This window comes from Streptomyces sp. NPDC001443, from assembly GCF_053597355.1.
This window is the reverse complement of the sequence record NZ_JBSFIA010000023.1, coordinates 15,231-38,498: the sequence shown is the minus strand read 5'-3', so window position 1 is coordinate 38,498 and position 23,268 is coordinate 15,231. Positions and strand designations below refer to the sequence as shown.

The 23,268-nt window shown below is 73.5% G+C and carries 21 protein-coding genes and 1 tRNA gene; 7 read left to right on the top strand and 15 right to left on the bottom strand.

What is annotated here, in order from left to right; translation table 11 throughout:
• Positions 1-23: 23 nt before the first annotated feature.
• Entirely contained in the window at positions 24-1,211 is a 1,188-nt protein-coding gene (locus ACWC24_RS23405) for a thiolase family protein (RefSeq protein ID WP_450664804.1), read from the bottom strand.
• Between the two features lie 175 nt (positions 1,212-1,386).
• On the opposite strand from ACWC24_RS23405, the gene ACWC24_RS23400 reads away from it, so the two are divergent.
• Positions 1,387-2,196, top strand: coding sequence for an alpha/beta fold hydrolase (locus ACWC24_RS23400; RefSeq protein ID WP_450664803.1), 810 nt, complete (start codon positions 1,387-1,389; stop codon positions 2,194-2,196).
• A 46-nt stretch (positions 2,197-2,242) separates the two neighbouring features.
• Here ACWC24_RS23400 and ACWC24_RS23395 read toward each other — a convergent pair whose 3' ends face one another.
• Together ACWC24_RS23395 and ACWC24_RS23390 are read right to left on the bottom strand one after the other, a co-directional pair.
• On the bottom strand, positions 2,243-3,487 hold the full coding sequence (locus ACWC24_RS23395; RefSeq protein ID WP_450664802.1) for an amidohydrolase: 1,245 nt from the start codon (positions 3,485-3,487) through the stop codon (positions 2,243-2,245).
• A 65-nt stretch (positions 3,488-3,552) separates the two neighbouring features.
• Positions 3,553-4,452 carry a Cof-type HAD-IIB family hydrolase gene (locus ACWC24_RS23390; RefSeq protein WP_450664801.1) on the bottom strand — a complete coding sequence of 300 codons (900 nt, stop codon included), beginning with the start codon at positions 4,450-4,452 and terminating at the stop codon, positions 3,553-3,555.
• Positions 4,453-4,959: 507 nt separating this feature from the next.
• Between ACWC24_RS23390 and ACWC24_RS23385 the strand changes: the two genes are divergently transcribed.
• The 3 genes from ACWC24_RS23385 to ACWC24_RS23375 are packed head-to-tail and all read left to right on the top strand — an operon-like array spanning position 4,960 to position 8,071.
• Entirely contained in the window at positions 4,960-6,363 is a 1,404-nt protein-coding gene (locus tag ACWC24_RS23385; RefSeq protein ID WP_450664800.1) for a glutamine synthetase, read from the top strand.
• A gap of 1 nt (position 6,364) precedes the next feature.
• Positions 6,365-7,516: an amidohydrolase family protein gene (locus ACWC24_RS23380; RefSeq protein ID WP_450664799.1), complete on the top strand. Its 1,152-nt coding sequence runs from the start codon at positions 6,365-6,367 to the stop codon at positions 7,514-7,516.
• Between the two features lie 24 nt (positions 7,517-7,540).
• Positions 7,541-8,071, top strand: a complete 531-nt coding sequence (locus tag ACWC24_RS23375; protein ID WP_450664884.1) for an NUDIX hydrolase family protein — start codon at positions 7,541-7,543, stop codon at positions 8,069-8,071.
• Between the two features lie 39 nt (positions 8,072-8,110).
• Here the strand turns inward: ACWC24_RS23375 and ACWC24_RS23370 are convergent, their stop codons facing one another.
• The 3 genes from ACWC24_RS23370 to ACWC24_RS23360 form a co-directional block, all read right to left on the bottom strand.
• On the bottom strand, positions 8,111-9,952 hold the full coding sequence (locus tag ACWC24_RS23370) for an ABC transporter ATP-binding protein (RefSeq protein ID WP_450664798.1): 1,842 nt from the start codon (positions 9,950-9,952) through the stop codon (positions 8,111-8,113).
• 329 nt (positions 9,953-10,281) lie between these two features.
• Positions 10,282-10,539 carry a hypothetical protein gene (locus ACWC24_RS23365; protein WP_450664797.1) on the bottom strand — a complete coding sequence of 86 codons (258 nt, stop codon included), beginning with the start codon at positions 10,537-10,539 and terminating at the stop codon, positions 10,282-10,284.
• Between the two features lie 109 nt (positions 10,540-10,648).
• Complete coding sequence (locus ACWC24_RS23360) at positions 10,649-11,080, bottom strand: DUF1360 domain-containing protein (RefSeq protein ID WP_450664796.1); 432 nt, start codon at positions 11,078-11,080, stop codon at positions 10,649-10,651.
• A 395-nt stretch (positions 11,081-11,475) separates the two neighbouring features.
• Here ACWC24_RS23360 and ACWC24_RS23355 point away from each other — a divergent pair, with 395 nt between their 5' ends.
• Entirely contained in the window at positions 11,476-13,728 is a 2,253-nt protein-coding gene (locus tag ACWC24_RS23355; protein WP_450664795.1) for a WD40 repeat domain-containing protein, read from the top strand.
• Positions 13,729-13,826: 98 nt separating this feature from the next.
• Here ACWC24_RS23355 and ACWC24_RS23350 read toward each other — a convergent pair.
• Positions 13,827-13,900: transfer RNA gene (locus ACWC24_RS23350), tRNA-Pro, on the bottom strand.
• A gap of 139 nt (positions 13,901-14,039) precedes the next feature.
• On the opposite strand from ACWC24_RS23350, the gene ACWC24_RS23345 reads away from it, so the two are divergent.
• Both ACWC24_RS23345 and ACWC24_RS23340 read left to right on the top strand, forming a co-directional pair.
• Positions 14,040-14,747, top strand: coding sequence for a transketolase (locus ACWC24_RS23345; RefSeq protein WP_450664794.1), 708 nt, complete (start codon positions 14,040-14,042; stop codon positions 14,745-14,747).
• Between the two features lie 44 nt (positions 14,748-14,791).
• Positions 14,792-15,712: a transketolase family protein gene (locus tag ACWC24_RS23340; RefSeq protein ID WP_450664793.1), complete on the top strand. Its 921-nt coding sequence runs from the start codon at positions 14,792-14,794 to the stop codon at positions 15,710-15,712.
• A gap of 82 nt (positions 15,713-15,794) precedes the next feature.
• Here the strand turns inward: ACWC24_RS23340 and ACWC24_RS23335 are convergent, their stop codons facing one another.
• The 8 genes from ACWC24_RS23335 to ACWC24_RS23300 form a co-directional block, all read right to left on the bottom strand.
• A complete protein-coding gene (locus ACWC24_RS23335) occupies positions 15,795-17,132 on the bottom strand; it encodes an MFS transporter (RefSeq protein ID WP_450664792.1) in 1,338 nt (445 codons plus the stop codon).
• A gap of 129 nt (positions 17,133-17,261) precedes the next feature.
• Positions 17,262-17,618: an MmcQ/YjbR family DNA-binding protein gene (locus ACWC24_RS23330; RefSeq protein ID WP_450664791.1), complete on the bottom strand. Its 357-nt coding sequence runs from the start codon at positions 17,616-17,618 to the stop codon at positions 17,262-17,264.
• Positions 17,619-17,648: 30 nt separating this feature from the next.
• Positions 17,649-18,188 (bottom strand): N-acetyltransferase family protein, encoded by a 540-nt coding sequence (locus tag ACWC24_RS23325; RefSeq protein ID WP_450664790.1) that lies wholly within the window; start codon positions 18,186-18,188, stop codon positions 17,649-17,651.
• The gene (locus ACWC24_RS23320; RefSeq protein ID WP_450664789.1) at positions 18,185-18,790 is read right to left on the bottom strand and encodes a helix-turn-helix domain-containing protein; all 606 of its coding nucleotides are present in this window, start codon (positions 18,788-18,790) and stop codon (positions 18,185-18,187) included. The genes ACWC24_RS23325 and ACWC24_RS23320 overlap by 4 nt, the downstream gene beginning before the upstream one ends.
• Before the next feature lie 111 nt (positions 18,791-18,901).
• Positions 18,902-19,804: a LysR family transcriptional regulator gene (locus ACWC24_RS23315; protein ID WP_450664788.1), complete on the bottom strand. Its 903-nt coding sequence runs from the start codon at positions 19,802-19,804 to the stop codon at positions 18,902-18,904.
• A 64-nt stretch (positions 19,805-19,868) separates the two neighbouring features.
• On the bottom strand, positions 19,869-21,068 hold the full coding sequence (locus ACWC24_RS23310) for a glycine C-acetyltransferase (RefSeq protein ID WP_450664787.1): 1,200 nt from the start codon (positions 21,066-21,068) through the stop codon (positions 19,869-19,871).
• Positions 21,069-21,102: 34 nt separating this feature from the next.
• Entirely contained in the window at positions 21,103-22,131 is a 1,029-nt protein-coding gene (tdh, locus tag ACWC24_RS23305; RefSeq protein ID WP_450664786.1) for an L-threonine 3-dehydrogenase, read from the bottom strand.
• Positions 22,132-22,577: 446 nt separating this feature from the next.
• Positions 22,578-23,147, bottom strand: coding sequence for a GAF domain-containing protein (locus tag ACWC24_RS23300; RefSeq protein WP_450664785.1), 570 nt, complete (start codon positions 23,145-23,147; stop codon positions 22,578-22,580).
• Positions 23,148-23,268: the final 121 nt, after the last annotated feature.

Below are 23,268 nucleotides of genomic sequence, written 5' to 3'. Positions count from 1 at the left end.
GCCTCCTGCCGCCCGGCAGGGGGCTAGGAGCGCTCGACCAGCACCGCGCTCCCCTGGCCGACCCCGACGCACATGGTGGCCAGGCCCCGTCGGCCCCCGGTGCGGCGCATCCGGTGGAGCAGGGTGGTGAGGATGCGGGCGCCGGAACAGCCGAGCGGGTGGCCGAGGGCGATGGCGCCGCCGGTGGGGTTGACGAGCTCGGGGTCGATGCCGAGTTCGTCGACGCAGGCGAGGGCCTGGGCGGCGAACGCCTCGTTGAACTCGGCCTCCTGGAGGTCGCCGATCGCCCAGCCGGCCCGGGCGAGCACCTTGCGGGTGGCGGGGACCGGCCCGATGCCCATCACGTCGGGGTGGACCCCCGCGGAGCCGCCCGCCACATAGCGGCCCAGCGACTCCAGGCCCAGTTCCTCCAGCGCCTCCTCGCTGACCAGGAGCAGGCCGGCGGCGCCGTCGTTCATGGGCGAGGCGTTGCCCGCGGTGACCGTGCCGCCCTTGCGGAAGACGGGCTTGAGTCCGGCCAGCCGCTCGTAGGAGGTGTCCTCGCGGATGCATTCGTCGGCGTCGACGACCACGCCGTCCGCCCGCCGCACCGGCAGGAGTTCGGCGTCGAAGTGGCCGTTCTTGCGGGCCTCGGCGGCGAGCCGGTGGCTGCGCAGGGCGAACTCGTCCTGCCGCTCGCGCGGGACGCCGTACCGTCCGGCCACCTCCTCCGCCGTCTCGCCCATCGACAGCAGTCCGTGCAGGTCCTTCATCGCGGGGTTGACCAGGCGCCAGCCGAGCCGGGTGTCGACGGTCTCGATGCGGTGGGGCAGGGCCTCGTCGGGGCGCGGCAGCACGAAGGGGGCGCGGCTCATCGACTCGGAGCCGCCCGCGAGCACGATCTCGGCCTCGCCCGCGGCGATGGTGCGGGCCGCGGCGGTGACGGCCTCCAGGCCGGAGGCGCACAGCCGGTTCACGGTGGCGCCCGGCACGGACTCGGGCAGGCCGGCGAGCAGGGCGGCCATCCGGGCGACGTTGCGGTTGTCCTCGCCGGCCTGGTTGGCGGCACCCCAGTAGACGTCGTCGACGCGGGCCGGGTCGAGCGCGGGCACGTCCGCGACCAGCCCGCGGATCACGGTCGCGGCGAGATCGTCGGGCCGTACGGCGGACAGGGAGCCGCGCAGCTTGCCGATGGGGGTGCGGCGGGCGGCCGCGAAGTGGACGGGGCGCACGACTGGACTCCTGACCGTCATCGCCGGGCCGACGGGCCGGGCCGCCGGACGTCCGGCCGCCGGACCTGGCACCGGGCGTCGACTTAATTAGCACTGCTAGTTTTCGATGATAGACCGTCGCCGGACCACCTGGGAAGATCCTCCCGAGATCTTCGCCGACCCGACCGGAGGAGTCATGGCCGACACCCGCGAGCACGTGTTCAGCGGCACCCGGGGCAGGGTCGTCGTCCGCGAGTGGCCGCACGAGCGGCCGCGGTACCTCGCGCTCCTGGCGCACGGCTACGGCGAGCACATCGGCCGGTACGAGGGCGTGGCCGCGGCCCTCGTGGCGCACGGCGCGGCCGTCCTCGGGCCCGACCACCAGGGGCACGGCAGGTCGGCGGGCGAGCGCGTGCTGATCGAGGACTTCGAGGACGTCGTCGACGACGTGCGGGCCGTGGCCGCACTGGCCGTGGCCGCGCACCCGGACCTGCCGCTGGTCGTGGTGGGGCACTCCATGGGCGGTCTGGTCGCCGCCCGGTACGCGCAGCGCCACGGCGGCACGGTCGCCGCGCTGGTGCTGTCCGGACCGGTCATCGGGGCGTGGCGGACGCCGAGCCTGCTGCTCGCCCACGACGAGATCCCGGACGTCCCCGTCAGCCCGGCCGCGCTCTCCCGCGACCCGGCCGTCGGCGTCGCGTACACGGCGGATCCCCTGGTCTGGCACGGCCCGATGAAGCGGCCGACGGTGGAGGCGTTCGTACGGACCCTGGAGACCGTCGCCGAGGGCGGCGACGTCGGCCGACTGCCGCTGCTGTGGCTGCACGGCACCGACGACCGGCTCGTCCCGCTCGCCGGCAGCCGGACCGGGGTCGAGCGGCTCAGCGGCGGGAGCCTGGTCCAACGGATCTACCCGGGCGCCCGGCACGAGGTGTTCCACGAGACGAACCGGGCCGAGGCGCTCACAGACCTCGTCCACTTCCTGGACGGCGTGCTCACCGGCTGACCGACCCCGGCCGACAGACCCCGCGTCCGCCACGGCGCGGTCGGCGTCAGGCGGCGAACCGGCTCAGCGCGGCCGACACCAGTGTCCGTACGCCGGGCACCAGCACCGAAGGGTCGGGGGCGAACAGCGGGCTGTGGTTGCCCGGCACCGCCGCGACCTTCTCGGCGAGTTCCGCGCCGGGCGCCGCCTCCCACACGTCGGCCGGGGTCGAGGTCACGAACCAGTAGTCGTACGGCACGCCGGGCGGCGCCAGCAGGGAGAAGTCCTCGCTGCCCATCGCCGGGCCGAAGTCGAACACCGTGGCCGCGCCGAACAGTTCACGGTGCACGGCGGCGATCTCCGCGTCGAGCGCGGCGTCGTTGACCGTGTTCGGATAGCCGGAGCGGACCGTGACCTCGGGCGGCCGCGGGCAGCCCGCCGCCGCGCACTCGCCCTCGGTGATGCGCCGTACGGCGGCGAGGACCCGCTCGCGCACCACCGGGTCCTGGGTGCGCAGGTTCAGCGCGAGCCGGGCCTCGGCGGGGATGATGTTGCGCTTCGTGCCGGCGTGGAACATGCCGACCGTGAGGACCGCCGGGTCCTTCGCGGCGATCTCCCGGGAGACGACCGTCTGGAGCCGGGTGACGACGTACGCGGCGGTCACCACCGGGTCGACCGTGGACTCGGGCCGCGAGCCGTGCCCGCCGACCCCGTGCACGACGATGTCGACGTCGTCGGAGGCGGACATGGTCAGGCCCGGGGTGTGCGGGTAGAAACCGGCGAGGCCGGGCGCGACGTGCTGGCCGAACAGGACGTCGGGGCGCGGGAAGCGCTCGTGCACCCCGTCGGCGACCATCGCGCCCGCCCCGCCGCCGGACTCCTCGGCGGGCTGTCCCACCACGACCAGCGTGCCCGACCAGGTCTCCCGGGCGGCCGCGAGCGCCTCGGCGGCGCCCACCAGCCAGGTGATGTGCAGGTCGTGGCCGCAGGCGTGCATCACGCCGTCGACGGTGGAGGCGTAGTCGAGACCGGTGGCCTCCTGCACGGGCAGCGCGTCCATGTCGCCGCGCAGCCACACCACCGGCCCGTCCCCGTTGGCGAGGACGCCGACGACACCGGTGCCGGCGACGCCTTCCGTCACCGTGTACCCGGCCGCGCGCAGCCGCCGGGCGAGCCGGTCGGCGGTGCGGTGCTCCTTGAAGGACAGTTCGGGGTGCCGGTGCAGGTCCCGGTAGAAGTCCTCCAGTTCACCGGACTTCAGCCCGGAGGTCAGGTCCAGGGCGAGGCGGGCGACGGCGGCCGGTTCGGTCATGCGGCACTGCTCCCTCGGGTCGCGGGTCGAGGAGCTCACCTTGACACAGGACCGGCCCTCGGCGACTACCGGTTCGGCCCGCTCCGCACCGGCAGGTCCAGCATCCGTACGACGGTGCGCAGGACGCCGTTCTCGTTGTTGGAGGGGGCCAGGTGCCGGGCCCGGCGCACCACCTCGGGGTGGGCGTTGGACATGGCGAACGACCACTCGGCGGTGTCCAGCATCTCCAGGTCGTTGAGGTAGTCCCCGAACACCATGGTCTGCGCGGGCGTGATGCCCAGGTCGCGCTGGAGCCGGCGGACGGCGGCGCCCTTGTCTGCGGTGCGGTTCATCACGTCGACCCAGTGCTCGCCGGAGACCACGACCTGGTGGGAGGCGGCGAACCGCTCCAGGGCCGGGGCGACGGTGTGCTCGGCCGAACCGAAGGCGAACAGGGCCACCTTGATGATGTCGTCGTCGACGGCGGTGACGTCCTCGACGATCCGGTGCTCCAGGTAGTACCGGCGCACCTCGGCCAGGAAGGCCTCGTCGGTGCGCTCGACGTAGGCGGCCTTCTTGCCGCACAGGATCGCGCCCATGTCGACGCCGTCGGCCACGAGCCGGCGCGCGGTGTGCGCGATCCCGTGGGCGACTGCGGGATCCAGCGGGTCGGAGCTGAGCTCGACGCCGTCCCGGACGACGTACGTGCCGTTCTCCGCTATGAACACCATGCCCTCGGCCACCTCGGCGAACTCCCGCGCCAGGGTGGCGTACTGGCGGCCGCTGGCCGGGCTGAACAGCACGCCCCGCTCGCGCAGCAGCGCCAGCACCTCCCACAGCCCGTCCGGTACGCGCTTGTCGTCGTCCAGGAGCGTGCCGTCCATGTCCGTGACGACGAGCCGGATGTCCGCACGGGCCTCGGCGGCCAGGTGCTCCGCGGCCGGATGCTCGGTGGGCGTGTCGAGGGGCGTGCGGGAGTACGGCATGTCCTGGCTTTCCGCTGTGGGAGGAATTGTCCCCCATCCTACCGGGGGCGCCCGCCGGAGCCGTCCTGCCCCCTGGTCAGGGCACCGCCCGGCCCTTGGTCGGGGCACCGTCCGGCCCTTGGTCGGGGCACCGCCCGGCCCTTGGTCGGGGCACCGTCCGGTCTCCGGTCGAGGCACCGTCCGATCTCTGGCCGGAGCACCGCCCGGCCGATTCCCGGGACAGGCCGATCACCGGACGGCACAATGACGAGGGTGTCCACCGACGCGCCTGTTCCCGGTGATCCACCAGGTGGCCCGCGCGGACCGCGACCTGCGCGGCGGGCCCGACCCGCCGGACCGGCTCCGCCGCCCCGCTCGCGGTGGCACGCCGGCCCCGACTCCCCCGACGCGGTACCGCAGTTCCGCGCGGTGGCCGTGAAACCCTGACGCGAGACCCTGACGCCAGATTCCGACGCGAGATCCTGACGCGAGACACCGAGCCGACCGAGTCCGTCGAGGAGGACGTCCATGACCACCCTTGCCGATCCCGTCCCCGGCGGGCGTCCCGGTGACGTCGAGCGGGCCACCGCGCTCGCGGCCGAGCTGACCGGGCGGGGCGTGCACGGTGTCGTGCTGGCCTACGTCGACACCGCGGGCATCACCCGGGTGAAGACGGTCCCGACCGCGAAACTGGCCGCCGCGACCGCCTGGGGCGTCGGCATGTCACCGGTGTTCGACACCTTCCTCGCCGACGACCGCATCGTCACCACGGACGTCCTCGGCACCCCGGACGGCGATCTGCGCCTCTACCCCGACCTCGACCGGCTGGTCGTGCTGGCCGCGCAGCCCGGCTGGGCCTGGGCCCCGGTGGACCGGATGACCCAGGACGGCGAACGGCATCCGGGGTGCGGCCGTACGCTGCTGCGCCGGACCGTCGCCCGCGCCGAGCGGGAGAGCGGGATCACCTTCCGGGCGGCCGTCGAGGTCGAGTGGGCGGTGGGCCTCGGCCAGGCTCCCGACGGAGAGTTCGTGCCCGCGGTGTCGGGGCCGGCCTACGGCGCCGTCCGGCAGGTGGAGCTGAGCGACTTCACCGCCGAGCTGCTGGCGGCGTTCGCGGCGCAGGGCGTGGAGGTCGACCAGCTCCATCCCGAGTACGCGGCCGGGCAGTTCGAGGTCTCCGTGGGCGCGCTCGACCCGGTGGCGGCGGCCGACCGCAGCGTGCTGGTGCGGCAGACGATCCGGGCGGTGGCCCAACGGCACGCGCTGCGGGTCTCCTTCGCCCCGGCGGTCCTCGCCGAGGGCGTCGGCAACGGCGGCCATGTCCATCTGTCCGCCTGGCGCGACGGGGTGAACCTGCACTCCGGCGGCGACCGCAGACACGGCATGACGGCGGACGCGGAGGGCTTCGCGGCCGGGCTGCTCTCCCATCTCCCGGCCCTCACGGCGGTGATCGCGCCGAGTCCGGTGAGCTATCTGCGCCTCAAACCGTCCCAGTGGGCAGGGGTGTTCACCGCCTGGGGTCTGGAGACGCGGGAGGCGGCGCTGCGCGTCATCAGGGGTACGGCGGGACAGCGCGCCCGCAGCGCCAACCTGGAGGTCAAGCCGGTGGACCTGGCCGCCAACCCCTATCTCGCCCTCGCCGCCCTGATCGCCGCCGGGCTGGACGGTACGGCGTCGGGGGCGGAGCTGCCCGAGGAGATCACCGGGGACCCGGCCGGGCTCGGCGCGGAGGAGGCGGCCGCGCGGGGCGTGCGCCGGCTGCCGGTGTCGCTGGCGGAGGCGGTCGCCGAGTTCCGCAAGGACGAGGTGCTGCGCACGGCCCTGGGCCCGGTCCTGGCCGACGCGGTGATCGCCGTGCGCGAGGGGGAGATCGCGGCCGCCGGGGGGCTGGACGACGCGGGGCTGGCCGCCGCCTACCGCTGGAAGTACTGACGTGGACGGCCGCACCGGCCCGGTGCACGAGGCGCTCGCCGCACTGCCCCTGACGGACCATCACTGCCACGGCGTGCTCACCGGCACCCCGGCCGACGGGGACTTCGAGTCGCTGCTCACCGAGGGCGAGGCCTGGCCCGGCAGCGGGATCTCGCCCTTCGACGCGCCGGCCGGTGTCGCCGTACGACGCCACTGCGCACCCCTGCTGGACCTGCCCCGGCACGTCGGCGTCGAGGAGTACCTGCGCCGCCGGAGCGAACTCGGCGCGGCGGAGGTGAACCGTCGCTTCCTGACCGCCGCCCACACGGACGTGTTCTGCGTGGACACCGGCTTCGCCCCGCACCCCCTCACCACCCCGGCCGCTCTCGCCGCGGCCGCAGGGGCGGGCGCGGTGGCGTACGAGGTCGTCCGGCTGGAGAGCGTCGCCGAGGCGGTGGTGGCCGGCGGCGTGGAACCGGACGGGTACGCGCAGGCGTTCCGGTCGGCCGCCGAGGCGGCCGTACGGCGGCCGGGCGTGGTCGCGGTGAAGTCGGTGGCCGCCTACCGCACGGGCTTCGACCTGGACCCGGCACGGCCCACGGCGGCGGAAGTCACCGACGCGGCCCGCCGCTTCACGGCGGACGGCGGACGGCTGGCCGATCCGGTCCTGGTGCGCCAGCTGCTGTGGACCGCCGTCGACCTCGGTCTGCCGCTCCAACTGCACACCGGTTTCGGCGACAACGACCTCCGCCTGCACCGGGTGGATCCCAGCCTGCTCACCGACTGGCTCCATCGGGTGGCCGGCACGATCCCGGTGCTGCTGCTGCACTGCTGGCCCTACCAGCGTCAGGCAGGCTATCTGGCGGCCGTGTTCGAGCAGGTGTACCTGGACGTGGGGCTCACCCTCCACCATGTCGGCCCGGTCCGGGCGCGCGCGGTTCTGGAGGAGGCGCTGGAGCTCACGCCTCCGCGCAAACTCCTGTACAGCTCGGACGCCTATGGTGTGGCCGAGTTCTACTGGCTGGGCGCGCTGGCGTTCCGCCGGGGGCTGGCCGAACTGCTCCAGGCCCGGGTGGACGACGACGAACTGGGCCTGCCCGACGCGCTGCGGTTCGCGCGGTGGGCGGGAGCCGACAACGCCCGCCGGGTCTACCGGTTTTCCGACAGCCACTGAAAGTATGATCAAGCAATGTCTGACATGACCGAAACCACGCCCGGTTGGCTGAGTTCCGACGACCTCGAACAGGCGCGTGCCCGCATGCCGATCCTGTACGTCGACGCCGTGCCCGTCCGCGTCGACGACAGCGGGGAAGTCACCAGCATCGGACTTCTGTTGCGGATCGGACCGGACGGCACGGTCAGCCGCACCCTGGTCTCCGGCCGGGTCCTGCACCACGAGCGCGTCCGGGACGCCCTGCTGCGCCATCTGGAGAAGGATCTCGGCCCGGTGGCCCTTCCCCGGGTCCCGACGTCCATGCAGCCGTTCACCGTCGCCGAGTACTTCCCGACGCACGGCGTCACGCCTTACCACGACCCGCGCCAGCACGCGGTGTCCCTCGCCTACATCGTCCCGGTGACCGGCGACTGCCGCCCCGCCCAGAACGCCCTGGACCTGGTCTGGTTCAGCCCGCAGGAGGCGGCGTCGCCCGCGGTGCAGAGCGAGATGCCGGGCGGCCACGGCTTCCTGCTGCGGCAGGCGCTGGCGCACGTGGGCCTGTCGGCGTCCTGACCGCCGTACCGCCCGTCCCGGCCGGCCGGGACGGGCGGATCAGTGCAGGTCGGCGGGTGCGGGACCGGTGGTTGCCGGGCCTGTGGTTGCCGGGCCCGCGTCGAGGAAGCCGCCCGACTGGTGCTGCCAGAGTTTCGCGTAGGCGCCCTGCGACGCGAGCAGCTCCTGGTGGCTGCCCTGCTCGACGATCCGTCCGCGGTCGAGGACGACGAGCCGGTCCATGGAGGCGACCGTGCTCAGCCGGTGCGCCACCACCAGCGCGGTACGCCCCTCCATGAGCCGCCACAGCGCCTTCTGGACGAGGATCTCGCTCTCGGAGTCCAGGGCGCTGGTCGCCTCGTCGAGAAGCAGGATCGGGGCGTCGCGCAGGATCGCCCGCGCCAGGGCGACCCGCTGGCGCTGTCCCCCGGACAGCTTGACCCCGCGCTCGCCCACCATGGTGTCGAAGCCGTCCACCAGGGCGTCGGCGAACTCCGTGACGTGCGCCGCCTCGGCCGCGCGGCGGATCTCGGCGTCGGTGGCGTCCGGCCTGGCGAAGGCGATGTTGTCGCGCAGCGAGCGGTGGAACATCGCGGGGTCCTGCGGTACGTAGGCGATCAGGCCGCGCAGGTCGGCCTGGCGCAGCCTGCTGATGTCCTGGCCGCCGACCAGGATCCGGCCGGCGTCGATGTCCGTCATCCGCAGCAGCAGCCGGGTCAGGGTGGTCTTGCCCCCGCCGGACCGGCCGACGAGACCGACCCTCGTCCCGTCGGGCACGCACAGCTCGAGGCCCTCGAAGAGCGGCGTCGCGCCGTGGTGCGCGAAGGTGACCTGCTCGAAGTGGACGTCGGCGGGCCGGGCCGTCAGGGGTTCGGGCGTCTCCGGGTCGAGCACGGTCGGCGGGGTGAGCAGCAGTTCGGTGAACTGTGCGGCCTCGGTCAGCGAACTCTCCAGGCGGCGGTAGATCTGGTTGAAGTCGAACATGATGCGGGTGGCGTTGGAGTAGTAGGTGAAGGTGACGACGACCGTCTCCACGTCGTGCCCGCCACCGAGCGCGACCGCGAGCAGCAGGCCCAGCGCGTTGGTCAGCACGGACATCGGCGCGACCAGGGTGTCGATGCGCAGGTTGCCGTAGTCCCAGGACCGCAGGGTGAGCCGCCTCGACTCCGCGACGCGGGAGCGGTGTTCGGCGGCCTCGCGCTCCTCGGCGGCGAACGCCCGGACCGTGTCCATGTTCATCAGGCTGTCGGCGACATGACCCGAGACCCGGGCGATCGCCTCCTCTCGCCGGTCGACGAGCTTCTGACGGCGGCGGATCAGCGGGACCACGCACAGCGCCGTCGTCGCGATCATGGCCAGGAGCCCGACGACGAGCAGCGGCTCGTAGCGCCACAGCACCACCGACCCGAAGAGCAGCGGTACGAAGCTCCCCATGACCTGGAAGGTCATCGTGTCGACGAACTCCTCGAAGCGGGAGGCGAAGCTCAGCACCCGCTTGGTCAGCGACCCGGCGAAGTTGTCGTGGAAGAACGCGGCGTCCTTGGCGAACAGTTCGTCCATGCCGACGACGTACAGGTGCTCGATGCCGAGCGCGTCGAGGCGGTTGAGGCAGTGCAGGCCGACGCGCCACAGCGTCTCGGCGAACAGCAGCACGCCGGCGAAGGCGAGAACGTACGGCAGTGCCGCGCCGATGCCGACGTCCCCGTCACCGGCGATACGGCCGACGAGCCTGGCGACGACCAGCGGCGCGATGTAGTTGAGGCCGATGTTGCCCAGTGCCGGAAGCAACATGCCGGGCACCGCCAGCCGGCGGAGCCGGGCCGTCTCCCTCGCGTAGTGACGAAGGGCGAGGAGCACCGGGCCCCTGCCCGGCCTGGCCTTGCGCGATTCGGGCGATCCCATGCCATCCTCGTGAGGTCTGGTCCGGGCTGCTCTGGAATCGCAGTGTCCCGCGACGGGCACGCGCGGTTCAAACGGTTTTCCGCGCGCAAGGGCGATTTACGGACGCCTGACGGCCTGCGCACGCCTTGCGCCGTTTCGCCCGGTCCGGAAGTTCCGGGAGCGGTGACGGGCATGAGCACGGGCATGCGAAAAGGGCCCGGGCGGGACCGGGCAGGGAGACACCGGTGGCGGCATCGAAGTGGACCGCGCCGTAGTGGCGTTCGCCCCGGACGTCGTGCTGTTCGTCGGCGTCGCGCGCGGCGTCGAGGACGTCGCTCCGGGGGCGTCGGTCACGAGCTGGGTGCCGCGCCCCGGGGGACCGTGATCCGGGCGTGCCCGCCGTGCGGACAGTGCACCAGACGTTCGCCGAGGCCTACGGCTTCGATCTCCGCGAGGAACGCGGACGGCGGCGAACGCATCACCGTGCAGTCGTCGTAGTGCACCGGCAGGACCGTGCGGGGGGCGAGGCGCCGGGCCGGCTCCGCTCCCTGGCGGCAGCAGTCCGCGCGGCGGGCGGGGGCCGGCAGCCGGCCCGGCAGCGCCGTCACGCGTGCCCGGGAACCCGCGTGGTGCACCGTGAGGGAGCGCCCGGTCCGCAGGCACCGCCGGGACCGGCCGCACCCCGGTCCCGGCCGACCCGGGTCGGGCCGGGGCAGGTCAGCTGTGGCCGGTCGTCTTGTCCACCAAGGCGCCGTACAGCAGTTGTGAGACGTCCGCGCCCGCCACGGCCGCGAGACCGCCCATGACGGTGCGCGTCGCACGCGGCCAGAGCAATTGGCCGGCGGTCAGCGTCGAACCCACCCACACGTTCATGCAGAACGGACAGGTCACCAACTCCCCCACCGTCTCCGCCCCCTCGTAGGACCATGTCGTCTCGTGCAGCTCGGCGGGACCCTGCGGGCCGACGTACCGGGTGAAGGGTGCGCGCAGCGGGCTGGTCACCGAGGCTTTGGTGAGCAGTCGGCTGAGGCGGAAGGTGGCCAGTGAGGTCAGCACCACGTCCCGCGGTTCGAGACGGTCCGGCAGCGGACGGCCGCGCAGTCGTACCGCCGTCGCCCAGACGGCCGTGTACGCCCCGAAGCCCGCCATGGCCGCGAGGTAACCGCCGAGTGGGCGCTCGTGCCCGGCGGAGTAATCGTGTCGAGCGTGCCGTAGAAGCCGGTCGCACCATCGTGCGGTGCGGCTGTCGTCTGCTGTCTTCATGGGCCCGGTCCGTCCTGTCCGCCGCGTTCTCGGTCCCTCGTGGCGCGGAGATGCCGGCCACTGGTTCGGCGGCGACCGGACATCGCGCTCCTCGACGCCGGGTCCCCGCCCGTCCTCGCGACAAACAAAGCGGCGCCGTCGGCCCCCGAAGGGACGACGGCGTCCTGCTTCCGGACACCGGGCGCCCCCGTCCGGTCCGCCCGCGCCGCCGACAGCCCGGTCGGCGCCTCCGGCAGCGCCGGGCCGGGGGAAGTGTCGGTGTGGGCTGGTTGGATGGGGTCATGTCTGATGGTCTGCGCGCTGATGGTTCCGGGGTGCGATCCGCCGAGGTGGACGGGCGACCGGCGGACGGGGGGTTCCTGGTGCATGCCGATCCGGGGGAGGTGCTGAAGCTGCTGGACGGGGCCTCGGGTCCAGCGGCCCGGTTGACGTCCGCGGTCTACCGGGGGTCGCTGCACCTGCACCGGGGTGCGGGCCCAGCGGTACGGCGTCAGGTGCTGGCGTTGACGGCGGCCCGGTTCGGGGATCAGGACCTGGCGCGACGGTTGGCCGAGGTGACGGTCGACGGTGCCCCGGCAGGGGCGGGCGGCTGGGTCCCGGTATGGGCGACCGGGGCGTCGGCGGATCAGCGGTTCCGGCAGTGCCTGACGGGTCATACCGACGGGGTGTGCGCGGTGGCGACCACGGTCGTCGACGGCCGCCCGGTCGCCGTCACCGCAGGCTCGGACACAACGGTGCGCGTGTGGGACCTGGCCACCGGTCAGCCTGCCGGACCGCCCCTGGAAGGCCACGCCCACAAGGTGACCGCAGTGGCGACGGCCGCCGTCGACGGTCGGCCGGTCGCCGTCACCGGTGATGAGGACACGGTCCGGGTGTGGGACCTGACCACCGGTGGTCCGATCGGTGCCCCGCTCACCGGCCGCACCGACCAGGTTGCCGCGTTGGCCACGGCGATGCTCGACAGCCGTGCCGTCGCCGTCGTGGGAAGTCACGACGGAACGGTGCGCGTGTGGGACCTCGGCACGGGCCGGGTGCTCGCCTCGGCCGAAGGCGTCGGCCGCCCCCGGGTACTGGCGACGGCGGTGGTGGACGACCGCCCGGTCGCCCTCACCGTCCCCGCGGACCACGACGGGACGGTGCAGGTCCGGGACCTCGGCACGGGCCGGACGCTCGGCCCGCCCCTCGAAGGACACACCGGCTCGGTGTACGCCGTGGCGACGGCCGTCATCGACGGTCGACCCGTCGCCGTCACGGGCGGTTACCATCCCGACCCCACGATACGGGTGTGGGATCTGGCCACGGGTCGACCCGTCGGCCCGCCACTCGCCCCCGAGGCCGACACCGACTCCGTCGGGGCGGTGGCGACGGCCATCGTCGATGGCCGCCCGGTGGCCGTCGCCATCACCGAATTCAACGGAAGCACGTCGATGCAGATGGTGGATCTGGGCACGGGCCGAACAGTCGGCCGGCCCATGCACACCCGTAACCACGCTGCCGGCGTCAACGGCCAATGCGCGATGACCTGTGTGGCGACGACAGTGGTGGACGGTCGCCAGGTTGCCGTCACCGGCTGCGACGACGGGACGGTCCAGGTGTGGGACCTCACGGCCGGTCAGCCCGCCGAACCGTCCCCGGAAGGCCACGCCCACGAGGTGACCGCGGTGACGACGGCTGTCGTCGACGGTCGGCCCGTTGCCGTCACCGGCACGTGGAGCACCGATGACGACGGCACCGTCAACTTGTGGGACCTGGCCACCGGCCGGCCGGTGGGCGAGCCCCTCCACGCCCACTACAGTCCCGTCCACGGGCTGGCGACCGCAGTGGTGGACGGCCGAACGGTCGCTGTCAGCCTCGGCGACGACCCGACGGCTGCGGTCTGGGACCTGACGACCGGCCAACCCGCCGCCCAGCCCTCCGAAGGCGGCATCTGGTGTACGGGTGTAGTGGTGACCACGGTCGTCAACGGTCGTCCGGTCGCTGTCACGGGCGACAGGAACGGCATGCAGATGTGGGATCTGGGCACGGGCGATGCCACGGAACCCTTCGGCAACTGCCACGTGATCTCATTGGCGACCGCTGTCGTCGGCGACCGTCCGGTCGCCGTCACCGGCAGCGCGGACGCGACGGTACGGGTGTGGGACCTGACCACCCGCCGGCAGGTCGGCGAACCCCTCACCGGCCACACCGGGGGCGTTCGGGCAGTGGCGACCGCCGTCGTCGGCGACCGTCCGGTCGCCGTCACCGGCAGCGCGGACGCGACGCTGCGGGTGTGGGACCTGACCACCCGCCGGCAGGTCGGCGAACCCCTCACCGGCTCGGTGCATGCCGTGGTGACGGCCGTGGTGGAAGGCCGCCCGGTCGCCGTCACCGGCAGCGGGCACGGAGTGCGGGTGCGGGACCTGACCACCCGCCTGCAGGTCGGACCCGAACTGCTCTTCCCCGGCCGGGTCAACGCGCTGGCCGTCACGTCCGACGGGCGGATCGTGGTGTGCTTCGACCGTGACATCACGGTCCTCACCCACCTCGACCACTGATCCGTCCCGGGGCGCCGGTCCCCGACCGGTCCCCGAAAAAGATCGAGGGCCGGTTTCGGATGTCTCCGAAACCGGCCCTGATCTGCGACTGTCTCCAGTCGGGACGACAGGATTTGAACCTGCGACCCCTTGACCCCCAGTCAAGTGCGCTACCAAGCTGCGCCACGTCCCGGTGCCTTCTGACCTGGGGTTTCCCCCGGCCGAGCACGCAGGAAAACAATACCGCACTCCGGCCGGTGGTCGCGCACCCCTTTGTCCGGGGTCCACTTCCGCTTGACCTCAAGTTTGGTCGAGGTTGAAGGATCGTCCGTATGACGACCACCACGGAAGAAGACCGGACGTACGGCTTTGCGGACCTGCCCCGGCTGATGGGGCTGATGACGGGCGACGAGAAGCACGGCCCGGCCGCGACCTCCACGCTGGACGTGCTCTGGGTGCTCTACGACCGGGTGCTGCGGGTCGGTCCCCGGAGCGCGGGAGACCCCGGACGGGACCGGTTCCTGCTGTCCAAGGGCCACGGGCCGATGGCGTACTACGCGGTGCTGGCCGCCAAGGGCTTCGTGCCGGTGGACCTGCTGGCCGGGTTCGGCTCGTACGACTCGCCGCTCGGTCACCATCCCGACCGGGTGCTGGTCCCGGGCACCGAGATCGGCAGCGGGTCGCTCGGGCACGGTCTGCCGATCGGCGTCGGTACGGCGCTGGGACTGCGCGCGCAGGGGCTCGACGACCCCCGGGTGTGGGTGCTGGTCGGCGACGCCGAACTGGACGAGGGCAGCAACCACGAGGCGATCGCGTTCGCCGGGCCCGCCGGGCTCGACCGGCTGCACACGGTCGTCGTCGACAACGCCTCCGCCGCCCACGCCCGGCCCGGCGGGATCGCCGCCCGGTTCGAGGCGGCCGGCTGGTCCACGGCCACCGTCGACGGCCGGGACCACACGGCGCTGTACGAGGCTTTCACCGCCGCCCATCCGGGACGCCCACGGGTCGTGGTGGCCCGGGTCGAACCCAAGTACTCCTGAACCGCAGCCCCCTCACCTCGCCCAGGAAAGGAACCGAGGCATCCATGGACACCATGCGCGACCGCTTCGCCCCCACCGTCTCCCGGCTGCTCGACGAGGATCCGCGGGTCGCGGTCGTCCTCGCCGCGATCGGCACGGACGGCTTCGCGGCGGCGGCCCGCCGGCACCCGGACCGGGTGATCAACGTCGGCATCCGGGAACAGCTCCTGATCGGCACGGGGGCCGGTATGGCGCTGACCGGCCTGCGGCCGGTACTGCACACGTTCGCCAGTTTCCTCGTCGAGCGGCCCTTCGAGCAGATCAAGCTGGACCTCGGGCACCAGGACGTCGGCGCGGTGCTGGTGAGCGCCGCCGCGTCCTTCGACTGGCCCGCGGGCGGGTACACCCACATGGCTCCGGGCGACGTGGCCCTGCTGGACACCCTGGACGGCTGGACCGTGCACGTGCCGGGACACCCCGACGAGGCCGAGACCCTGCTGCGGCACGCCGTGGCCGCGGGCGACGACAAGGTGTACGTACGGCTGTCCGTGCAGGCCAACGCCCGGGCCCTGCCGGTCGACGGGCTGCGGGCGCACACCGTGCGCGAGGGCCGCCGGGGTGTGGTCGTCGCCGTCGGTCCCATGCTCGACGCCGTACTGGCCGCCACGGAGGGGCTCGACGTCACCGTGCTGTACGCGGCGACCGTACGGCCCTTCGACGCGGCCGCGCTGCGACGGGCCACCGAGGGGGCGGCGGCGGACGTGGTCCTGGTCGAGCCGTATCTGGCGGGCACCTCGACGGCGGCCGCGAACGACGCCCTCGGCGACGTGCCCCACCGGGTCCTCGGCCTGGGCGTGGGCCGGCGGGAGCTGCGGCGCTACGGGACCCTGGCGGAGCACGTGAGCGCGCACGGGCTGGACCCGCACTCGCTCCGGCAGCGGATCACCGGCTTCCTGTCCGGCGGGCGGGTCGCGGTACACGGCTGAACGGCGGTGCGCGGGAGTCGGTCAGCCGCACTCGGGGCGTACGGGGGCTCGGCCGGTGCGGGCGGCAGGACGGGCGCGGGCGTCAGCCTCGTCGCGGGATGTCGGCACGGTCGGCACGGACGAGACCGCGGATCGCGGGGACCGCGAGCAGGGCGACGGGGACGACGAGGCTGACCGCGGCGGAGACCAGCAGCACATGGCCCGCGCCGAGCAACGACGCCGCGGGGCCGGCCAGCGCCTGTCCGACGGGCATCATGGCCAGCGAGCCGGCGACGTCGTACGCGTGGATGCGGTTGAGGACGTCCGGCGGGACCTGGGTCTGCACACTGGTCGCCCACATCACGCCCCAGAAGGACATGCCCGCCCCGGCGACGGCGGCGCAGGCCGCCATGGCCGGTGTCCCGAGACCGGCGCCGACCGCCCACGGGAACGCGGCGAAGCCGAACAGCGCGACGGCACCGGCCCGCAGCATCCGGCGGGGGCGCAGCCGCAGGGCGAGCAGCCCGCCGACGACCGTACCTGCGCCGAGGGCGGAGTTGACCAGGCCGTAGGCGCGGGGGCCGTGCTGCTGCACCACCTCCGTGGCCACCAGCGGCACGGTCGGACCCCATACCGCGACCATGTACAGGCACCAGATCGCGATCACGCCCCACAGCCAGGTGCGGGCCCGGAACTCCCGCCAGCCCTCGACCAGATCGGTCCTGAAGCCGGCCGTGGCCGTGTCGGATCGCGCGGCGGCGGCCGGGGCGAGCGGGGGCAGGCGGAGCAGCAGCAGGCACAGGGCGCTGACCGCGTAGGTGGCGGCGTGGACGGCGAACACCGCGCCCGGCGAGGCGAAGCCGACGAGCAGTCCGGCCAGGGCGGGGCCGGCGAGCTGGGCGGCGGACTCGGCGACGCGTATGGCGCCGTTCGCGCCCTGGACGTCGGCGGCCAGCCGGGGCACGGTGCTGGCGACACCGGGCTGGAACACGGCGGCGGCCACGCCGTTGACGAAGCCGATCAGACAGATCTCCCAGAGCACCACATGGCCGGCGAAGAACAGGCAGGCGGCCAGGGCCTGGGTGCCCAGGCGCACCAGATCGGCGCCGATCATGAGGCTGCGGGTGTCGAAGCGGTCGGCGACGACCCCGCCGAACACGACCAGTCCGGCGAAGGCGGCGGCCGTCGCGGCCATGGCGAGACCGACCGCGCCGGCGCCGTACCCGTGCTGGAGCAGGCCCGCGGCGAGGGCGACCGGCAGCATGGTGTCGCCGAGTCGGGCGACGGCACGGCCGACGAAGAACAGGGCGAAGTCCCGCGACCGGAACAGCCGCGACCGCTCCCTGGGCGGTGCCTCTTCGTACGCCCGCCCGGCCGCCCCGGTCGAATCGGTCGTCCTGGCCGTCTCGGCCGTCTCTTCCGACGGCGGTGTCCCGGTCATCCGCTGCTGCGCCCCTCCCCGACGAGGTACGGGTGCCGTGGGACCCGGCCCCACCCCGGCCGGTCCGGTCCCGCCCCCCGCTACCGCCGACGGATCATGCCACGCGGCACCGGCGACGCCCACGGAATTTCAGTCCGCGGGCCGTCCGAGGTCCGGGTGCTCCTCCAGCAGCCGGGGCGATGCCGCCTGGCGCCAGGAGTCGGCGAGGATGTCCCGCAGCTCCCCCTCGTCCTCCAGCGCGGCCAGCCGGGTCCGCACCCAGGCGAACTGCGCCTCGTGACCGGCGATCCAGAACTTCCCGGGCTCGGCCAGGACCAGTTCCTCGCGCTCCTCCTTCGGGCAGCGCACGGCCATGGAGGTCTCGTCCTCGGGCAGCGTGGCGAACATCTTCCCCGCGACCCGGAAGGTGGGCATGTTCCAGGCGGTCTTCTCCGTGGTGTCCGGCAGGGAGAGGGCGATACGGCGTACGTCTTCGGCATCCGGCATGAGGGGCACCGTAGCCGCTGCCACCGACAGTCAGCCCGCGCCGACCGTCCCGCCCACGTGCTTGTAGTAGAGGGTGGTCGGCCGCAGCACCCCGTCCGGACTCGCCGCGTAGTCGGGGATCACGCCGGCCCTGGTCCAGCCGGCGGAGCGGTAGAGGCGTTCGGCGGGGCTGTCGGTCTCCGTGTCGAGGTGCAGGAGGGTGATGCCGGCTTCGGCGGCCGCCTGCTCGGCGGTGGCCAGCAGGGCGCGCCCGAGGCCCCGGCCGCGGGCGTCCCGGTGCACCATCAGTTTCACGAGTTCGGCGCGGTGCCGGCTGTTGGGCTTGTCGGCGAAGGCCAGGGTGACGGTGCCGAGCACGCGCCCCGCGTCCCGCGCCACCCACACCGCGAGCCGCCCGGAGTCGACCGCCTCGGCCCGCCCGCGCCACCAGGCGATCGCGTCCGTACGGTCGAGCGGTGCCAGGAAGCCGATCGAGGCGCCGCCGTGCACGGTGTCGGCGAGCAGTTCGGCCAGCTCCGGGACGACGGCGAGCAGCCGGGGCGCGTCGAGCCGGGTCGTGGTCGCGGTCACGGCAGCACCACCGCCAGCACGTACCGCGCGTCCACGCCTGCGGGGCACCGGAACCGGGTCGGCCCCCACACCCGCAGCCGCAGGCAGTCACCCGCGTCGAGCCGGTGTGCGACGTCCTGGGCGGTCACCTCCAGGGTCCCTTCGAGCACCCAGACGTGCTGTTCCAGGCCCGGCACGGGCGGCCGGTCGTAGGCGATGTCGGCGCCCGCCGTGAGCCGTCCCTCGACCAGTTCACCGCGCAGTCCGGCCTGTGGCGGCGACACGGACCGCCGTACGAACCCGGAGGCCGGGTCCTCCCACACCGGTTGCTCGGCCGCCCGCACCAGCCGGGCGGGCTCCGCCTCCACCTCGCTGAGCAACTGGGACATGGTCCGCCCGTAGACCGCGCACAGCCGGTTGAGCTGCGCGGCGGTGGGGCTGATCTCGGCCCGCTCGGCGCGGGACAGGGTGGAGCGGCTGACCCCGCTGCGCTCCGCCGCCTCCCCCAGCGACCAGCCATGCCCGGCACGCAGCTCGGCCAGCCGGGCACCGAGCCGGATGTCCAGTCGGGCATCGGCGCCCTGCCCGGCGCCCGCTCCGGTCGTATCCACTTCCTGCTTCATACCGAAGAGGGTATCCCAGATTCGGGAATCAATCCCAAATTCGGGACGAGGCAACGCAAGTCCGCTCCAGAATTCAGGACACATCAGGACAAAAAGAGAACGCGCCCGGCTTCAGTGCCGTGCAGCTTCGGCCAGCGCGTCCAGCACCGGCCGGATGAGCGGATGCCCCTCGGCGCCTCTGCGCACCGCCGCGAAGACCCGGCGGGTGGGGGCCACCCCGTCGACCGGTCGTACGACCACACCGCTCAGGTCCATGCCGCGCAGCGCCGACCGGGGCACCAGGGCCACCCCGGCGTCGGCCGAGGCCAGCGCCACCACCGCGCGGAAGTCGTCCGAGGAGTGTTCGAGCCGGGGCTGGAAACCGGCGTTCTCGCAGGCCATGACGACCACGTCATGGCAGGGGTTGCCGGGGTAGGGGCCGATCCAGGGGTCCTTGGCCAGCTCGGCGAGCGGGACCTCGACGGTGTCGGCGAGCCGGTGGACGACCGGAACGACCGCGTCGAAGGGCTCGGCGTACAGCGGGACATGGGTCAGCCGCGGGTCGTCGGCCGACGGGGCCCCGCGGTACTCGACGGCCACGGCCACGTCGACCTGCCGGTCCAGCACCATCGGGAGGCTGGCGTCGCCCTCCGCGTCCTGGACCCGGATGCGGATGCCGGGCGCCGAGACGGCGAGCCGGGCCACCGCGGGCGCGACGACCTGGGCGATGCCGGTGGCGAAGGCCGCGACGGTGACCGTGCCGGCCTCGCCCGAACCGTAGGCGGCGAGTTCCGCCTCCGCCCGCTCCAACTGGGCCAGGACCGCGTTGGTGTGGCCGAGCAGGATCTCGCCGGCCGGGGTCAGCCGTACCCCCTTGGCGCTGCGCTCGACCAGGCGGTGGCCGGTCTCCTGCTCCAGCGCGGTGAGCTGCTGGGAGACCGCGGAGGGGGTGAGGTACAGCGCGGCGGCCGCCGCCGTGACCGTACGGTGGTCGGCCACCGCACGGAGGATGTGGAGCCGCCGCGCTTCGATCATGGGACCGATTCTCTCAAACGGAACGAGGTGTCCCGTTCCGCCCGCTCGGTCCCGGTACCCCGGGTCAGGCCTCCAGCTCGGCGCGGGCCGCGACGAAGGCGTCGACCGCGCGGTTGACGTCGTCCGTGGAGTGCGCCGCGGAGAGCTGGACGCGGATGCGGGCCTGGCCCTGCGGGACGACCGGGTACGAGAAGCCGATCACGTACACCCCGCGCTCGAGGAGCAGTTCCGCCAGCCGCGCAGCCCGCGCCGCGTCGCCGATCATCACCGGCGCGATCGCGTGGTCGCCGGGCAGGACGTCGAAGCCCTCCTCGGTCATCCGGGAACGGAACAGCGTCGTGTTCTCCCGCAGCCGCACCCGCAGGTCGTCCGCCGACTCCAGCAGGTCGAGGACCTTGAGGGAGGCCGCCGCGATCACCGGGGCCAGGGTGTTGGAGAAGAGGTACGGACGGGACCGCTGGCGCAGCAGCGCGACGATCTCCGCGCGGGCGGCGACATAGCCGCCGGAGGCACCGCCGAGGGCCTTGCCGAGCGTGCCGGTGATGATGTCCACACGGTCCATCACGCCGTGCAGCTCGGGGGTGCCGCGGCCGCCGGGGCCGACGAAGCCGACCGCGTGGGAGTCGTCGACCATGACCATGGCGTCGTAGCGCTCGGCGAGGTCGCAGATCTCGTCCAGCGGTGCCACGTAGCCGTCCATGGAGAAGACGCCGTCGGTGACGATGAGCTTGCGGCGCGCACCGCCCTCGCCGGCCTCCTTCAGCTGCCGCTCCAGGTCCGCCATGTCGCGGTTGGCGTAGCGGAAGCGGCGGGCCTTGGACAGCCGGATGCCGTCGATGATCGAGGCGTGGTTGAGGGCGTCGGAGATCACCGCGTCCTCGGCGCCGAGCAGCGTCTCGAAGACACCGCCGTTGGCGTCGAAGCAGGAGGAGTACAGGATCGTGTCCTCCTGGCCGAGGAACGCCGACAGCCGCGCCTCCAGCTCCTTGTGCACCTCCTGCGTACCGCAGATGAAGCGCACCGAGGCCATGCCGTAGCCCCAGCGGTCGAGGGCCTCGTGGGCGGCGGCGACGACCTCGGGGTGGTCGGCGAGGCCGAGGTAGTTGTTCGCGCAGAAGTTGAGGACCTCGCCGGGGCGGCCGCCGGCGGTGACGGCGACGGTCGCGGACTGCGGGGTGCCGATCACGCGCTCGGGCTTGTGCAGACCGGCGGCGCGGATCTCGTCGAGGGTGGCGCGCAGGTCGTCGCGCACGGAGTCGAACATCGAAAGCTCCTAGGAAGAGGCGGGTGACTTGCGGCTACGCGGTCCAGTCGAGGATGACCTTGCCGCCGCGGCCGCTCGCCGCGTCGGCGAACGCCGCCTCGAAGTCGCGGTGGCCGTACCGGCCGGTGATCACCGGGGCGAGGTCGAGGCCGCCCTCCAGCAGGACCGACATCGCGTACCACGTCTCGAACATCTCACGGCCGTAGATCCCCTTGATGGTGATCATCGAGGTGACGATGCGGGCCCAGTCGACCGGGAACTCCTCGGACGGCAGACCGAGCATGGCGATCCGGCCGCCGTGCGTCATGTTGGCGATCATGTCGCGCAGGGCCTCGCCGCGCCCGGACATCTCCAGACCGATGTCGAAGCCCTCGCGCAGACCGAGGGTGCGCTGGCCGTCGGCGATGGTGGCGTCGGAGACGTTCAGCGCGAGACTCGCGCCGATCTTGCGGGCGAGTTCCAGGCGCTCCTCGCTGACGTCCGTGACGACGACGTTGCGGGCGCCGGCGTGCCGGGCCACCGCCGCGGCCATCAGGCCGATCGGACCGGCGCCGGTGATCAGCACGTCCTCGCCGACCAGCGGGAACGACAGCGCGGTGTGCACGGCGTTGCCGAACGGGTCGAAGATCGCGGCGACGTCGAGGTCGACCGGGACGCGGTGCACCCAGACGTTGGAGGCGGGCAGGGCCACGTACTCGGCGAAGGCTCCGTCGCGGCCGACCCCGAGCCCGACCGTCGCCCGGCACAGGTGACGGCGCCCGGCCAGGCAGTTGCGGCACTTGCCGCAGACCAGGTGGCCCTCGCCGCTGACCCGGTCGCCCTCGTCGATGTCCACGACGTCACGGCCGGTGGCGACGACCTCGCCGACGAACTCGTGCCCGACCACGAGCGGGGTGCGGATGGCCTGCTGCGCCCAGCCGTCCCAGGCCCGGATGTGCAGGTCGGTGCCGCAGATACCGGTCCGCAGGACCTTGATCAGAACGTCACCGGGACCGATCTCGGGCTCCGGGACGTCCATGAGCCACAGTCCGGGCTCAGCCTTCTGCTTGACCAGCGCCTTCAACGGTACGGCTCCTGTGGGTGAGGTCCCTGCCGCGGGCATGCCGAAGGCACCCGCAGCCGGGGAGTGCAGTGGAATCGCCTAGCAATCTGCCGTATCGCGTTGCCCCGGTCCATCGAGGTTTTCTTAAGCGGCGCCACAGCTCTGCTTCACACCGGTCCGCCGTGCCCGCCCGGCCCGGCCCACCCGGCCCGGTCCGTCCCCCGGTCGGCCCAGTCCCCCGTGTCCCCCTGACGGCCCAGCCCGCCCGTCCCCCGGTCGGCCCTGTCCGCCCGGAGCGGGAGGCCGCTCCGGCAGGAGAGGCCGTCTCGGAGCGGAAGGCCTTTTCCGAGCAGGAGGCCGCTTCCGAGCGCGAGGCCGTCCCGGAGCCGGGGGCGGCTCAGAGCGGGAGGCCGTCCCGGAGCCGGGGGCGGCTCAGAGCGGGAGGCCGTCCCGGAGCCGGGGGCGGCTCAGAGCGGGAGGCCGTCCGCCTCGCTCCGTTCGATCCGTGCCGTGAGCTCGGCGGCCGTCGACTTGATGGTCTCGAGGCCGGTCCTCCCCCAGGGCCGGGGCGCGGCGTCGGCCACGCACACCGTGCCCAGCACCATCCCGCCGGAGGCGACGAGCGGGGCGCCGAGATAGGAGTGGATGCCGTAGTCGTAGACGATCGGGTTGCCCGCGAACCGCGGATAGTCGCGGACGTCCTCCAGGACCAGCGCCTTGCGCCGGACGACGACGTGGGGGCAGTACCCGTGGTCGCGGGGCAGCCAGCGGCCCACCTCGGGCCGGCCGGGCGGCGCGGGCGGGGGGACTCCCGGCAGGTGCAGCCCGGCGAAGTACTGCCGGTCCTCGTCGATGAAGTTGACCATGGCGTACGGGGCCCCGGTGAGGTGGGCGAGCCGGTCCGCGAAGGCGTCGAGCTCGGGCTCGGGCCGTTCCCCCAGCCCCAGCCGCCGCAGCCGCAGCGCGCGGGCGGGCGCCTCCCTGTCCTCGGGGGTGAGCAGCAGCCGGCCCGCCGGACGCGGTGGGTCGTAGCTCATGACCGGTCTCCGGCCGGGCGCGCGAGGGCCGGAGCCGGATGGGTGCGGGCCGGGTCCGGGTGGGTGCGGGTCATGTGCGGGCTCCGTGGGCGGGTGCGGGGGTCGCGGGCCCCGTGGACGG